The organism is Nostoc sp. FACHB-110 (genome assembly GCF_014697425.1).
GTDB lineage: Bacteria > Cyanobacteriota > Cyanobacteriia > Cyanobacteriales > Nostocaceae > Nostoc_B.
Window position 1 is genome coordinate 44973 of sequence record NZ_JACJRU010000004.1, and the last position, 14253, is coordinate 59225.

14 protein-coding genes are annotated in these 14253 nt (G+C 41.6%); 2 read left to right on the forward strand and 12 right to left on the reverse strand.

The window, feature by feature from the left end:
• Nucleotides 1-157: 157 nt before the first annotated feature.
• The 9 genes from proC to der all read right to left on the reverse strand — a co-directional run bounded on the left by proC (nt 158) and on the right by der (nt 7449).
• Entirely contained in the window at nt 158-970 is an 813-nt protein-coding gene (gene proC / locus H6G69_RS05895) for a pyrroline-5-carboxylate reductase (RefSeq protein ID WP_190683062.1), read from the reverse strand.
• A gap of 92 nt (nt 971-1062) precedes the next feature.
• On the reverse strand, nt 1063-1659 hold the full coding sequence (locus H6G69_RS05900; protein ID WP_190683064.1) for a cell division protein SepF: 597 nt from the start codon (nt 1657-1659) through the stop codon (nt 1063-1065).
• Nucleotides 1660-2063: 404 nt separating this feature from the next.
• A complete protein-coding gene (locus tag H6G69_RS05905; protein WP_190683067.1) occupies nt 2064-2741 on the reverse strand; it encodes a YggS family pyridoxal phosphate-dependent enzyme in 678 nt (225 codons plus the stop codon).
• Nucleotides 2738-3016 carry a transcriptional coactivator PipX gene (gene pipX / locus H6G69_RS05910; protein WP_190683070.1) on the reverse strand — a complete coding sequence of 93 codons (279 nt, stop codon included), beginning with the start codon at nt 3014-3016 and terminating at the stop codon, nt 2738-2740. The genes H6G69_RS05905 and pipX overlap by 4 nt, the downstream gene beginning before the upstream one ends.
• A gap of 270 nt (nt 3017-3286) precedes the next feature.
• Entirely contained in the window at nt 3287-3457 is a 171-nt protein-coding gene (locus H6G69_RS05915) for a hypothetical protein (protein WP_190683072.1), read from the reverse strand.
• A 52-nt stretch (nt 3458-3509) separates the two neighbouring features.
• Nucleotides 3510-5006 carry an anthranilate synthase component I gene (locus H6G69_RS05920; protein ID WP_190683075.1) on the reverse strand — a complete coding sequence of 499 codons (1497 nt, stop codon included), beginning with the start codon at nt 5004-5006 and terminating at the stop codon, nt 3510-3512.
• Between the two features lie 14 nt (nt 5007-5020).
• Nucleotides 5021-5935 (reverse strand): energy-coupling factor transporter transmembrane protein EcfT, encoded by a 915-nt coding sequence (locus H6G69_RS05925; RefSeq protein ID WP_190683079.1) that lies wholly within the window; start codon nt 5933-5935, stop codon nt 5021-5023.
• Entirely contained in the window at nt 5908-6033 is a 126-nt protein-coding gene (locus H6G69_RS34330) for a hypothetical protein (RefSeq protein WP_277883351.1), read from the reverse strand. Before H6G69_RS34330 ends, H6G69_RS05925 begins: the two co-directional genes overlap by 28 nt.
• A 54-nt stretch (nt 6034-6087) precedes the next feature.
• Nucleotides 6088-7449: a ribosome biogenesis GTPase Der gene (gene der, locus H6G69_RS05930; RefSeq protein WP_190683083.1), complete on the reverse strand. Its 1362-nt coding sequence runs from the start codon at nt 7447-7449 to the stop codon at nt 6088-6090.
• Nucleotides 7450-7590: 141 nt separating this feature from the next.
• Between der and H6G69_RS05935 the strand changes: the two genes are divergently transcribed.
• Nucleotides 7591-8457, forward strand: a complete 867-nt coding sequence (locus H6G69_RS05935; RefSeq protein ID WP_190683086.1) for a metallophosphoesterase — start codon at nt 7591-7593, stop codon at nt 8455-8457.
• Between the two features lie 121 nt (nt 8458-8578).
• The gene (locus H6G69_RS05940) at nt 8579-9142 is read left to right on the forward strand and encodes an exonuclease (protein WP_190683090.1); all 564 of its coding nucleotides are present in this window, start codon (nt 8579-8581) and stop codon (nt 9140-9142) included.
• A 23-nt stretch (nt 9143-9165) separates the two neighbouring features.
• On the opposite strand, the gene H6G69_RS05945 is transcribed toward H6G69_RS05940, so the two are convergent.
• The 3 genes from H6G69_RS05945 to H6G69_RS05955 form a co-directional block, all read right to left on the reverse strand.
• Nucleotides 9166-10491 (reverse strand): hypothetical protein, encoded by a 1326-nt coding sequence (locus H6G69_RS05945; RefSeq protein WP_190683096.1) that lies wholly within the window; start codon nt 10489-10491, stop codon nt 9166-9168.
• A gap of 156 nt (nt 10492-10647) precedes the next feature.
• Nucleotides 10648-11973: a hypothetical protein gene (locus H6G69_RS05950; protein ID WP_190683099.1), complete on the reverse strand. Its 1326-nt coding sequence runs from the start codon at nt 11971-11973 to the stop codon at nt 10648-10650.
• Between the two features lie 815 nt (nt 11974-12788).
• Nucleotides 12789-13409 carry a PEP-CTERM sorting domain-containing protein gene (locus tag H6G69_RS05955; RefSeq protein WP_190683104.1) on the reverse strand — a complete coding sequence of 207 codons (621 nt, stop codon included), beginning with the start codon at nt 13407-13409 and terminating at the stop codon, nt 12789-12791.
• Between the last annotated feature and the right edge of the window lie 844 nt (nt 13410-14253).

The window sequence follows — 14253 nt, forward strand, 5'->3', positions numbered from 1 at the left end:
GTATGAAGTGTGAAATTAACCAAACCATCGACAGAACACTTATGTACTGATTTTTTTCATCCTTGATTTTTTAAACTTCTTTAGCCAGTTGTTATTGGTCAATAGTCAAAAGGCAGGAGGATAAAACTTCATACTTCATACTTCATACTTCATACTTTTATTTTCCCAATTCTTGCGATCGCAATGTAGCCGCCTTGACGGCTTCAATTAAAGCAGAACGGAATCCAGCTTTTTCTAATTGACTAATGCCAGCAATGGTTGTGCCGCCAGGACTGGTGACTCTATCTTTGAGTTCTGCAGGGTGCATTTTGCTTTCGTGCAGTAATTGTGCCGTGCCTAAAACTGTTTGCAGAGCGAGTTGATTGGCGATACCTCTGGGTAAACCGGAAGCAACTCCACCATCGGCTAGGGCTTCCACTAAGATAGATACGTAAGCTGGGCCGCTACCCGATAGCCCTGTGACTGCATCCATCAAGCTTTCGGAAACTTCAACTACTTCCCCCACTGCCGAAAATAATTGCCGGGCGATTTGCTGGTGTTTGGCGTGGGTATAAGCTCCTAAACAGATTGCTGTCATTCCCGCCCCGACAGTTGCCGGGGTGTTAGGCATGGCTCGAATGATTGGTAATCCAGGGAATGCTGCTTCTAGCTGCTCTAACGAAACTCCCGCCAAAATGGAGACGACCAAGGGAGAGTGTTCTGTCAGAATTATATCTGCTAATTCTTGTGCGATCGCGCTAAATACCTGCGGTTTCACAGCTAAAAATATGACTTCCTCAGCTTGCTGAAATACCAAGCTGTTATCTGTAGTGATAGTTACATTATATTGCTGCTGTAAAAATGCTTGACGTGCTGGCTGGGGTTCGCTAACTATGACTTCTGAAGGTTGGTAGATAGCACGCGCAATAAGGCGGGATAACAGCGCTTCTCCCATTACCCCACCACCAATTAAACCAAATTTTGTAGTCATTATCTTTATGGTCAATAGTCCATAGTCAATAGCCTAGAGTCAAAAACTTTAGACTCTTGACTTTTGACTCTGGACTATTCACTAGTTTAAATTTATTGTGCCATCCGATTAGGTTCATTTCCCCAGTTTGGTGTAGCAGTTGGGGCAGTACGTACAGGACGCGCTGGTGGTTGTGGTACTTCATGAATAACTCCACCTTGGGTGCTGACTTGCACGCAGCTTGGTGTAAACAAAAAGATACTTTCTCCAATTCGCTCTTGATGTCCATCTAATGCGTAAGTTCCACCAGCAACAAAATCAACTGCTCTTTGAGCTTGATCTGGATCCATGATTGTCAAGTTGAGAACCACTGACTTCCGCTCACGCAAAGCTTGAATAGCCTGGGGCATTTCTTCAAATGTACGAGGCTCAAGTACTAATACTTCTGAAATCCCGTTTACTGCTCCTGGCATACCAATTACGTTCCCCATCGTAGACTTTGATCCTGTTGCTACATCACTACCCATTGTAGACATGGGTTCGCGCCAACGTCGATTCTGTGTAGTGGCTTCAGCGGTTGCAGGTTGAGGATTTTCTTCTTGGTACAGATTTTGGTAGTTATCTGTATCTGGTTCTTCCTCGTAATATTCGTATTCTACCTGCTCGTTTAGCCCTACGAAATCCCGAAGTTTAGAAAATATATTGTTCATTTGGTACGCTCCTGATGCAAATTACCTTTATCGACTTGGCTATAAGTTCATGTAGCCATTAGAAATCGCTACGACAGGCGAACAATTTTGTGACTTTATCGCTGATTGTAGCGTCTATTACAACTAAGGATGATGAACTGACGCTTTTGTAAACGCCTGTACCATAACCTAGATACAATAATGAGTCAAGATTATATCCCAAAGATTTCAGGATATAAAGTTGAAACTACGGTTTTTTTGATGATTTGTGATTTTTTTTAATATTTTTATGAGTGTTTTATGGTACGAGGGAGTTAGGTAAATTGCGTGGATAGCATACCTAGAGCTTCACCTACTGAAATACGGAATAGGGTGTAGTGGATAGTAAGTAGCGTAATAGCCTGTTCCCTATTCCCTATTCCCTGTTACTTGTTGTAATTGCGATCGCCAAATAAAATAGTTCCCAATCTAATCATCGTCGCCCCTGCTTTGACAGCTAGCTGATAATCACCTGACATCCCCATTGACAAATGTTGAATATGAAGGTTTGACCAGTTTTGCAACTGGATTTCTTGAGCTAATTGATTGGTGCTATAAAATACATCATAAATTTCTGTCTCACTTAAACCGAGCGGCGGGATTGTCATCAAACCTTGAATTTGTAAAAATTTACACTGGTTAAGTTCCGTCAAGTCAGCTAGTAATTCGGGGACACTCCACCCGGACTTATTCGCATCGGGGAGAATTTTCACTTGTAGGCACACTTTCGGGCTAATTCCTAGCTGCTGCGCTAATTGATTTAAGCGTTGTGCCAATTTCAAATTATCGACAGAGTGAATCCACTCAAATAACTCTAAGGCTTTTTTGGCTTTATTGCTTTGTAAATGGCCAATCAAATGCCAGGTAATATCAGATAAATCTTGTAACTGCTCTTGTTTAGTAGCAGCTTCTTGGATACGACTCTCGCCAAAATCACGAATTCCGGCGTTATAAGCTAGGCGAATGGCCTCAGCCGGAACTTGCTTACTGACAGCAATTAACCTGACTGAGGCTGGTAAAGAGGAACGAATAGAAGTAATACGTTCGTCAATCGAACTACTCATTGGAAGGTGCGCTGGAAAACACTCTGAAGCTGATCGTACTCCTGAGATGAACCATTACGACGTAGAGTCCGCAAACGATTTTCTAACATCATTCTGGCCTCAGTGCGTCCAATCGGTTGAAATTTAATACCTTTAACGTCGTTTGTGACCAGAAAAAATAAGCGTTGGGCATAAAGTGTAGTGAACAAATCTTGGTTGTCGTCAACCAAGCAAATCCGATAAAGTAAGCCCCAGTTTGGATGGTTTATGTAAATTTCGGAGTTTTCTGAAGTCATTTAGGAGTCAAGGTAGGAGTATGTATATTTTTCTTAGTGCCAGACAAATGTTCAGACGATGATAATACCTTTTCGCCCAAACATTTAGACAATACTAAGCGAACTTGTTTAACATTCTGCCCTTTGTAGCATTGATAAAGTTCTCGCTCTAGTGCTGTATGAGCAGATAAAGCTAAAAGTGGGAAGGATAAACGCAAACAAGACTGGATTTGTCTTAGCAAGATCACAAAGTCTTTGCTTTTTGTGTGGATGAGCCTAAAACCAAGAGATTTACCCTGCAAAGTTCTCACCAACCACAGCTAATACTATTTTGGATTTGAGATTGGGGATTGGGAATTTAATGTCTGTGTCTGGGTTTACCAATCCATCTATCAAAATCATGATTTTAACTGCTATGGCTCTCAAATTGAAATTGATATTGGCTCCTCTCCATGTTGCCATAATTCTTGCCTTGTGGCGCAAAATTGCTAACGATTTAGGGGTTAGGGACTAGCTAATGATTCAGCATTTTCAAGGCTGCTAGTTGTGCCTGAGCTTTGTGCAGAGATTCATACCATTCTCTTTCAGGATCGCTGTCGGCAACAATACCTGCTCCTACTTGTCCCCAAACGGTTTTGATTGGGGTGTAGGGTGTAAGAAATTCTTCCCCTGCACCCTTGCACCCTTGCACCCCTGCACTGGAAACAGGCGCTAACAGTAGGGTACGAATTAAGATATTCAAGTCCAAGTTACCGCGCCAGTCTAAATAGCCGCAGGAACCGTAGAACAGGCTACGTCTTACAGGTTCTAGTTCTTCGATAATTTCCATACACCGGACTTTTGGACAGCCTGTAATTGTGCCGCCAGGAAACATAGCCCGAATTAAATCAACGGCATTCTTGCCAGATTTTAGAGTACCTTTGACGTTACTCACCAGGTGCATAACGTGGCTATATCGTTCAATTGTGAGTAATTCATCAACTGTGACTGTGCCCCATTGGCAAACTCGCCCTAAATCATTACGTTCTAAATCAACTAGCATGATGTGTTCTGCGCGTTCTTTGGTGTTGCTGAGTAGTTCTTGCGCCAGGTGATGATCTTGTTCTGGAGTTGCACCACGAGACCGCGTTCCCGCAATTGGTCGAGTTTGTGCTTGCCCGTTTTGTAACAGTACCAACCTTTCTGGCGAACAACTCACTACTTCACCCCAGGGAGTCCGCCAATAGCTGGCAAAAGGAGAAGGATTGATTTTGTGTAATGCTTGGTAAATTGACCAGCCAGAAGCTTTTGTAGATGCGGAAAATCGCAAAGAAAGATTTGCCTGAAATATGTCTCCAGCCTGAATATATTTTTTGGCACAATTGACGGATGTTTCATAATCTGACTGGGATGTGAAGAACTCAGGGTTAAAACTAATTGGTGTATTCTCTGAGGAGTTAACTTGGTAGAGTGAATTCCCTGAATTTTTTTCTTCTAAAAGAATTTTTAACCTATCTACATGATTAATGTCACTAGCTGCTAGCCAAAGAATTTGTTCGGCATGATCTAAAACCGCAAATGATTCGGGTTCATACCAATATGCTACGGGGAAGGGTAAAGTATCAGATTTGGCAAAAGGTAGCTGTTCAATTTCCCAAGCCACATCATAACCAAGCCATCCTAGCCAGCCGCCGGTGAAGGGGAGGTGGGGGGGAGGCAGGGGGCAGGGGGCAGGGGGCAGGGGGGAAGAGGATGAGTTAACTACACCCCTACTTTGCAGTAATTCTGCTAAAAACGGGAAAATCTTTCCTAAACCCGGTGTCCACATCTGCGGTACGCCGTCGATGATGCGGGGTGCGCCTGCACAGATAGAATAGCGGCTGAGTTGGGGTTGACTAGTTGGTGTGGGGTAAGGACTTTCGAGGAGAGTAGCGATTTGTGATGGTGTGTCTGTAAGAAATAAGGCAGCGAAAATTTCTGAGCCTGTACGATTTTCTAAGGGGATCGATCGCCAATACCAAGGCTTAATCATAATAAATTTAAAGCTTAAATTTGATTACCTAAAACTAGGCGCACTCCCCAGAATAAAGTTAAAGTGGCGATCGCTAACCAATCCCATCGTTTTAGCTTTAATTCATGCCACTGCACTTTATGTTCGTTGGGACTGGTAAAACCGCGCACCATCATGGCATTTGCCATTTGTTCCGCCCGTAATAATAAATTTTCTAACAGTCTTTCTGCGACTATCATCCAAACTTTAACTGCACCTTTTAAGCCTAATTTTTTCCAATTAATCGCCCTGGTCATCACAGAACGAATTAAATTTTGTACTTCTTCTAAAACCAAAGGAATAAACCGCAATGATAATGTCAAAGTTAAAGTAATTTCCGTGACAGGAATTTTTAATCGGCGTAGAGGCTGCATGATGCTTTCAAAGGCAGTGGTGATTTCTTCTGGTGCGGTTGTCAGTAGATATAAGTTAGTGCTGTAAATTACAGTAAATAAAATCGTACTCAGACGCACTGCCAAATCTAAAGAACGGCGAGTAACTTTGACTGGCCCTTGATGAAATAAGACGTAAGAGTATTTTTTAGTGCTGAGTGGGGAGTTGGGAGTTGGTTGTTGGTTGGGCTGGGTTAAAATTTGTTCGTTGGCTGGTAAACGTGGTTGATAGGTGATCCCCAGTCCATCAGGGCTGATAGCAGCAATTAATAATACTAAAAATGACAGTGTTAATAGCCAACCCATTTGTTGTTGCCAGACTCGCCGTGGAATTCTAGCAATTAAAGTAAAAATAATCAGCAGTGAGACTAACAAAATACGCCATTGATTGTTAGCAAAGCTGTAGCTTGTCAAAAAACTCATCAACCAGACAAACTTGACTCGCGGGTCTAATTTATGTAGCCAAGTTTGCGGTTGTTCTAAATATAGTCCTAGTGGTAGCGATCGCAGTAAATCCATTTTGAAGTGCTGAGTGCTGAGTTATGAGTGCTGAGTATTATAGTTTCCATAACACCATAAGTGATGGTTTCTATTTCTTGTCTCTTCTGTTCTGACATTTAACACTTAATACAGTTTACTTCTCCAGACTCAGCACTCAGCACCTAGCACTTTTAAACGCGAGTTGCGCGGTTAACACTACCACTTTCCACATCACGGATTTTTTTACTCCGCCAGAATAAGCGAATAGGTGTACCTTTAAAACCTAGCTGTTGCCGAAATTGCCTTTCGATATAGCGGCGGTAGTTATCGTTAAAGCGTTTGGCATCATTCACAAATAAGGCAATGGTTGGTGGTTGGGTGGTTACTTGAGTACCATAATAAATTTTGCCTTGACGACCACCACGGGAAGTTGGTGGTGAGTGCCATCTCACTGCTTCTTCTAGCACTTCGTTAATTACCGATGTGCTAACGCGGCGTTTGTGTTCTGTGGCGGCTTCCACGACTAATTCTAAAATCTTTTCTACCCTTTGTCCCGTTAAGGCACTAACGAAAATAGTAGATGCCCAATCGGTAAAATGTAACCGTTCTTGCAGATTTCTTTCGTATTCGTAGATAGTGTGGGAGTCTTTTTCAATTGCATCCCATTTATTAACTACAACAATACAAGCCCGACCTTCTTCGATAATGCGCCCAGCTAATTTTTGGTCTTGCTCGGTCACTCCGTCAAGGGCATCGATAACTAATAACACTACATCAGCCCGACGAATTGCTTTAAAAGCGCGGTTAATACTAAAAAATTCTGTGCCGTATTCGATGCTTTTCTTTTTGCGAATACCAGCTGTGTCAATTAATCGATATTGTTGCCCATCCCGTTCAATTGTGGTGTCTATGGCATCGCGGGTTGTCCCAGAAATCGGGCTAACAATGGCTCTTTCTGCACCGACAAAAGCGTTTAATAAACTTGATTTGCCGACGTTTGGACGACCCACAATCGCCACTTTAATTTCGTTGGTTTCTGGTACTTCTGATACTGGGGGAATGTATTTAATTAACTCGTCGAGTAATTCTCCTGTACCGTTGCCATGAATTGCCGAAATCGGGTATGGTTCTCCTAACCCCAATTCCCAAAATTCGGCAGCTTGAATTATGCCTTGTTCTGGTGATTCGCATTTATTCACAGCCAGTAACACTGGTACTGGTTGTTGGCGTAACCACTCAGCAATTTCTTCATCAGCTGAGTTGGGGCCTGTTTGACCATTCACCACAAAAATCGCTGCACTCGCCTCTGCTAACGCGGCTAAAGCTTGTTGGCGAATCAGAGGTAAAAATTCGGTGTCATCGTTAAAGACTAAACCACCTGTATCTACCACTAAATACTCGCGATCATTCCAGTAAGCAGGCAGATAAGTGCGATCGCGTGTTACCCCCGGTTCATCGTGGACAATCGCCGTTTGTTCCCCGGCGAGACGATTAACCAGGGTAGATTTGCCGACATTCGGTCGGCCGATAATTGCAACAATTGGCAGTCCCATAAAACCAGGCGTAGAGAAACAGATACTATATCACATTTCTTCATTTTAACGACGTTAAGTCTTGATTGATTTTTTTTGGACTAATCAAAACTTTCATCAAATCCCCGGAAACATAGCACTCACGCCAAAGGAGATTATGCCTTGAGAAATCGTAAGTGGTTGATAAAAGCCAGCAGATCAGCCTTTCGATGTATAAGATGGTGCTTTTTACTGGGCTTTTTTACGTTACTATACGCCAAATTAATTGAACCAAATTGGATTGAAATTAATTCTTTACAACTGACATTACCAAACCTGGCCTCAGAATTTAACGGTTATCGCATCGTCCAAATTAGCGATATCCACCGCGATAAATGGATGAGTACTCAGCGTTTGCAGCGGATAGTGCGATTAGTTAATCAACAAAAACCCGATTTAGTAGCCATTACAGGTGATTTAGTTACTCGCAACTTACCAAAATTAATCCCATCGCTGACGGTTTCGTTAACTCACCTCACACCCAAAGATCAAACCGTAGCAGTATTAGGCAATCATGACCACGAAAACGACACCCAAAAGATTATCCAAGCATTAGAAAAAAGCAATATTGTCCACCTGGGTAATGCAATTTACACCTTAAAACGAGGTAATGCGATGTTGCATATTGCGGGTGTAGATGATCTCCAGATGGGTAAAGGCCGCCTAGAGGTAGTGATGCAGCAATTACCCAAAGCAGGTGCAGCCGTTTTGTTAGCACACGAACCAGACTTTGCAATTACCAGTGCAGCTACAGGACGGTTTGATTTGCAACTATCAGGACATTCCCACGGAGGACAGGTGCGTTTACCGTTTATCACTCCGCCGATTCTGCCACCCTTAGCCAGAAAATATTACTTGGGAAAATATCAAATCAAAAATATGTTTTTATATACCAACCGAGGCTTAGGAATGACAGGCTTGCATCTGCGGTTGTTTGCTCGTCCTGAAATTACGGTGTTTACTTTGGTTGCACCTGAGAAGAAGGGTTAGGGATGAGAGGCTAGCGGCTAGAAATTGGTTTTTTTAGAGAAATGCTCCACATATTTTCTCCCGTGAAACTGCCTCATCCGTCTAAAATCAAACTGTTGGTTTGGATAGATAGGAAAAACAGGTGACTACCGAAATCTACGTCAGCACAGATATTGAAGCAGATGGGCCGATTCCTGGGCCTCATTCTATGCTGAGTATTGGCTCGGCAGCTTACACCGCAGATAAACAATTAATTGCCACTTTTTCGGCAAACCTAGAAACTTTGCCAGGTGCAGAAGGTCATCCCAAAACTATGAAATGGTGGTCAACACAGCCAGAGGCTTGGGCTGCTTGTCGAGAAAACCCCAAGCCACCAGCAGAGGTGATGCAGTCATATCACGCTTGGTTAAAAGCATTACCTGGTAAGCCAGTGTTTGTTGCTTATCCTGCTGCCTACGATTTTATGTTTGTCTATTGGTATTTGCTCAAATTTGTGGGAGATAGCCCGTTTAAGCATTCAGCATTAGACATTCGCTCCTATGCGATGGCTTTTCTGCAACGAAACTATGGTGATTCCGGCAAGGAAAACTTACCACCAGAGTGGTTAGAGGAGATTCCCTTAAGCCATGTTGCGGTGGATGATGCTATTCAACAGGGTAAGTTGTTTTGTAATCTACTACAAAACAACCTACAGCGTCAAAGTTGATTAGGCTTGCTAACAAGAGAATATCAACTCTTGAGACCGTCAATATAAGCTTTGATTCCAGGTATGGCGGTCATTTTTTCATAGAAGAAATTATTGACAACCTTCATTACCTCTGCTTGGGCTGCTTCTACTTGGGGGCCAAGGGGAACGCCTGCTTGTTGGCGGCTAATGCAGCGAGATAAACGCAGTAAATGGCGCACAATCTCTAACTCTTCTTCTCCTTCCAAGACTTTAATAACTGACATAATCAGTTCATCAGTTTGGTCAAGAATGCTTTCGATGTTAAAAACTGTGGCTTTTTCTGTAGCTTCTTGCACAGTTAATACTAGCGAGTGAACCTGATAAAGTAAAGCAGCTGGTTCGTCAAAAAGTTCGCGCAAAAAAGCTGCTTCTTCGTATTGACCATTTAACCGAAAAATGTTGTAAAGGCGTTTAGCTGCTTTACCGTAGTTGAGGTAGTCGTCTTTGATATATTTCTGAACTTCTTTTTGTAAATTTGCTACATAGTTATCTAATACATCAGCAGAAACTTGCTTTACCAGTTTAGAGAAGATGGGTGCAGATTGGGCATCTAAATAAACTTCTTGGAAGTAGCCATCGAGATAGCCATCTAGGGGTGTGATTGTGCCATCAGGAGCTTCCCAAGTAACGTCTAACATATTGCTAGCGTTGGATAATTGACCGCGCATTGTATCGGCCACTAACCAGTCGAATTTACACCAACCAGGATCTTGAGCTACTGAATCCCAGGTAATGATGAGGGGATTTCCTTGAGTATCCGTTGCTGGAATTTCGCCAGCGACAATTTCGTCAGGAAACCATGTGATGGGTGAGCCTTGATAATACGAGCGCTCGCCCCGCTCCACATCTTGAGGATAATTGCCAAATTTGAGTTCAATTAATTGGAAGTTGGGGCCGGAAATACTGCTGAGTGCTTTCTCGCGCATAATTCGCGCCAGAATCTCACAGGCTTCGGCTCTGGTGGGAGCAATGATATTTACTCGCTCAAAATAGTCGCAGTCACCAGGATGAGTTTGTACTTTTGATTGTGCAGCTGAACCAGAGAGTGCGAGTGCAGTTTCAACAACACCGGGAACATCGTCAAATTCGACAATTTTACCAATTGCCCGAAAACGTTCTAGCTCTTTGGCATCAAAATCTAACATGGAGACTTTGTGACCAAATACACCAGTCTCTTGATCGACGACAATATCACTGTCACCTGTGGCTTCGGTGATTGAGTTCATCCATCGCTCTAATTCTTGCTCGTTGAGTTGAACTCCCAAACGTTTAGCTGATTCAATGATGCGATCGCGTGCATCTATAGTTTGATCTGGTATTGTTGTCATGTCTGATTCTGGGAACTTAGTCAATCAAGGAATGATTCTTGTTAGGTAGACCGGACAGCTTGGTGGAAACTACGCATCAAAAGCTGTCCGTTCTATCGCACAAAAAATGGGTATGTTGTTTGATTTTTTGGTGTTTAATTCCTTTGAATAAGGAGCTTATACAGCGTCGATATAAGCTTTGATTGTGGGTAGTGCAGTCATCTTTTCATAGAAGAAATTGTTCACAATTTTCATCACTTCTGCCTTAGCTGCTTCTACTTCTGGGCCTAAAGGAGTACCCGGTTCTTGACGGCTCAAAATGCGGTTGAGGCGTAGCAAATAACGCACAATTTCTAATTCTTCTTCCCCTTCCAAAACTTTGATGACTGCCATAATCAGTTCATCTGTTTGATTAAGGATGCTATCAATATCAAAAATGCTGTTGTTTTCACTAGCTTGCTGAACAGTTCCCATCAGTGCGTGAACTTGATAAAGTAGTGCAGCAGGTTCGTCAAACAACTCACGTAAAAAAGCCGCTTCCTCATAACGTCCGTTCAGGCGGAAGATATTGTACATCCGCTTTGCTGCTTTGCCGTAGTTAGGATATTTGCCCTTGACACATTTTTTCACTTCCTTTTCCAACCTAGTCACATAATCTTCCATGACATCGGTGGAAGCTTGTTTGATGAGCTTGGCAAAGATAGGTGCAGATTCAGCGTCTAAATATACCTCTTGGAAATAACCATCTAAATAGCCATCTAGCGCAGTAATTGTACCGTCTGGTGCTTCCCAAGTGACATCTACTACATTGCTGGCGTTGGATAATTGACCCCTAATTGTATCAGCAATAATCCATTCCAACTTACACCAAGACCAATTAAGGTCTTGAGCTACAGCATCCCAGTGAATGACTAAAGGATTTCCTTCTAAATCAGTGACTTCGATTTGTCCAGCAACAATATCTTGAGGTAGCCAAGCAATTGGTGAACCTGCTCGGCGATTGCGTTCATCCCGAATTACGTCTTGGGGATAAGCCCCAAACTTGACATCAATTAACTGGTAATTCGGGCCGGACATGGTGTTGAGAGCTTTTTCTCGAATCAGTCGAGAGAGAATTTCTCCAGCTTCATCACGAGTCGGAGCAATGATATTGACACGCTCAAAGTAATCACAATCTCCTGGATAAGTTTGAATCTTAGATTGTGCGGCTGAACCAGAAATAGATAAGGCTGTTTCGACAACGCCGGGAATATCTTCAAATTCCACAATTTTACCAATCGCCCGAAAACGCGCCAATTCTTGGGGATCGAAGTCCAGCATGGTGACTTTGTGACCAAATACACCAGTTTCTTGATCAACAGTAATATCACTGTCTCCTGTGGCTTCGGTAATCGATTTCATCCACCGCTCTAATTCTTGTTCATTGAGTTGAACGCCCAAACGATTAGCAGATTCAATAATGCGAATGCGGGCATCGAGAGTGTTATCTGGAATGGTACTCATGTTTTATCTCTGCCAGTATAAATTGTGTGTCTAGGAATTGCACATTTGAATTTTTAGGTAAGGCAAATTTTCTCACTTGTTGACCAGTAGTTTCAATGTCTTCTTTTTAGCTCATTGATTCATTTTTAATGTGTTGACAATTGTAAATAACCTGGTAAACGAGCGAGAATTAATTATGCTGATTTACTAATACTATAAAACAGTAAATCAATTTACCCAATTGAATTCATAGTTCTCCCTCAAAGCAAAACTAGGGTGTTTGTTTATCGCCCAAGCCTAAACTTAGAGGCAACTGATTTGTTTTCAGCTACGTTTGAGTTGATGAAACTTATGAATTAAAAGAACACTACTGAAAAAAAGATATAGTTGTCAAGATTTTAAAAAATAAAATTTTTGTTTAATTAAATTCAACATTTAAATGTATAGAAATATGTATACATCAAGCAGAATTTTAAGACACTTAAGCTATCTGAATAGACATTTAAGACAGTTAAGACACTTAAGAAGTAGATTAATTTTTTATTATTAATAATGTTTAATTATTGTTTATAATTAGTAGCGATAAAACCAATACTTCCATAAGTAAGAATTGCAAATCAGTCTATTCCAACGCCCCTCAGAGGGTAGCATCCCAATTTAGCAAATTGACCAAAATATAACTAGTCATGGCGAATGGAGCGAAGCGGATATAGATATAGGAAAAGGGGTTCCCTACGAGGAGAGAGGGAACCCCTGTGCGTGTTTGCGTGTAAACTTTGAACTCTGCAATCAAATCAATCCAGTTGATGAATTATCCCCAATTTTCAATGGTGCGACTATGCGATAGGGGTTTTTTGTTTACGTTTTAGCCATAAACCCATAGCACCAGCCACAGCAATACCTGTAGTAGCAAGAGGTTCTGGTACAGGACTAGGTTTGACACCTAATCTTCCTCCACTGAAAACATATCCTAAATCTACTACCTGACTAAATCTTCCATCAGTTATGCCAGTCGCAGGTGAGCCTGTAAATCCAGAAGGGAATGTTAAGCCTAAACTTTCTGTCGATTCGCCGTCACCTGCACCTATGGAGTTGGTAAATTTCAAACTATTTCCTACTACTTGACCTGTATTACCGACAAAGGTGTTAGAAAATTGTCTCAAAATATTGTTGGAAGTATCTCGTAAATTTATGAGCCAACTGGTCAATGGAACTTGTGTAGAAGTAGGTAGTTTATCTATATCTACTGTATAAGTTCCATCAAAAGTACCACCTTGCAAGCTTACAGCTATGCCGGTTGAACCAATAGCAGCTTGAGGTTTAAAGTTTCCAGAAATAGTAAATGTTTTGAAAGTTGCTGCATGAGCAGAGGTACTTCCGACAGAGGCCAACATAGCTACACCTAGAGCAGTAACAGCTGTAGCTTGAGATAATTTCTTGAAGGACTTTGTAAGCATTGATGTCATTTTTCCAAAAATAATATAAGTTGACAAAGTGATGACAAGAATGATGAATATCAATCTTGTGTAAAGTAAGATTTTGCTCTCTATATGCAGAGATACTATGCCTTAAATCTTTGGGGCTGATGGAAGCTTCAAACTTTTAATTTGTTTTGATATTAGCAAGCATCCGAAACTCAATGGGTTTTCTCGATGATTTATTGATTTGCTCAAAACATTTCTAAGGCGTAATGTTTAGATATCAAAGAGTAACGCCTAGATAAATATGCTGAAGCTCACTTATGAGTTTAAGAGTTTTTTCTGCCACTTGCTATATGATGAATAAATAGAGGATTTACACGCTGAATAAAATTGCCATAATTTACATTTCTACTTAACTCCGTAATCACTGCAACTTGTTTTTTCTGTTGCCTTTGCATATTTATATACTGTCAGTAGAAAAATGAAACGGCAACAGAAATAGGTTTGTTTTACGAAAAGATTAAATAAATCACCTCAGTATGATTAGGTAAAAAAGTATGAAATTGGTAGAACTATCAAGCTTTGGAGGCTTTACCAATAAAAGTACTGTTCAGTATTTACGCGATATCAGCTTAGTAGGAAGTTTACAATCACTCAAGGTTGCTTGAGTTTAGAGGTGTAATAACTGTATTACTTGTATTAAGTGCTGAGTGAACGGTTATCCTGTGGATATATATAACTTCTGATAGTAAAACTCTCCCTGCTAGCACCAGCGAAGGTGTAATCTATTTCATTAATGGCGATCGCTCTCCACAACAAAAAACCCCGGCGTTAAATACCGAGGTTTAGGGAATAAGCCTTTTGGGTCGATGGGAAATGC

Bases quoted from the DNA above. Each gene is read 5' to 3' on its own strand.
- proC (WP_190683062.1), bottom strand. From the start codon at position 970: ATGACTACAAAATTTGGTTTAATTGGTGGTGGGGTAATGGGAGAAGCG.
- H6G69_RS05900 (WP_190683064.1), bottom strand. From the start codon at position 1,659: ATGAACAATATATTTTCTAAACTTCGGGATTTCGTAGGGCTAAACGAG.
- H6G69_RS05905 (WP_190683067.1), bottom strand. From the start codon at position 2,741: ATGAGTAGTTCGATTGACGAACGTATTACTTCTATTCGTTCCTCTTTA.
- pipX (WP_190683070.1), bottom strand. From the start codon at position 3,016: ATGACTTCAGAAAACTCCGAAATTTACATAAACCATCCAAACTGGGGC.
- H6G69_RS05915 (WP_190683072.1), bottom strand. From the start codon at position 3,457: ATGGCAACATGGAGAGGAGCCAATATCAATTTCAATTTGAGAGCCATA.
- H6G69_RS05920 (WP_190683075.1), bottom strand. From the start codon at position 5,006: ATGATTAAGCCTTGGTATTGGCGATCGATCCCCTTAGAAAATCGTACA.
- H6G69_RS05925 (WP_190683079.1), bottom strand. From the start codon at position 5,935: ATGGATTTACTGCGATCGCTACCACTAGGACTATATTTAGAACAACCG.
- H6G69_RS34330 (WP_277883351.1), bottom strand. From the start codon at position 6,033: ATGTCAGAACAGAAGAGACAAGAAATAGAAACCATCACTTATGGTGTT.
- der (WP_190683083.1), bottom strand. From the start codon at position 7,449: ATGGGACTGCCAATTGTTGCAATTATCGGCCGACCGAATGTCGGCAAA.
- H6G69_RS05945 (WP_190683096.1), bottom strand. From the start codon at position 10,491: ATGACAACAATACCAGATCAAACTATAGATGCACGCGATCGCATCATT.
- H6G69_RS05950 (WP_190683099.1), bottom strand. From the start codon at position 11,973: ATGAGTACCATTCCAGATAACACTCTCGATGCCCGCATTCGCATTATT.
- H6G69_RS05955 (WP_190683104.1), bottom strand. From the start codon at position 13,409: ATGCTTACAAAGTCCTTCAAGAAATTATCTCAAGCTACAGCTGTTACT.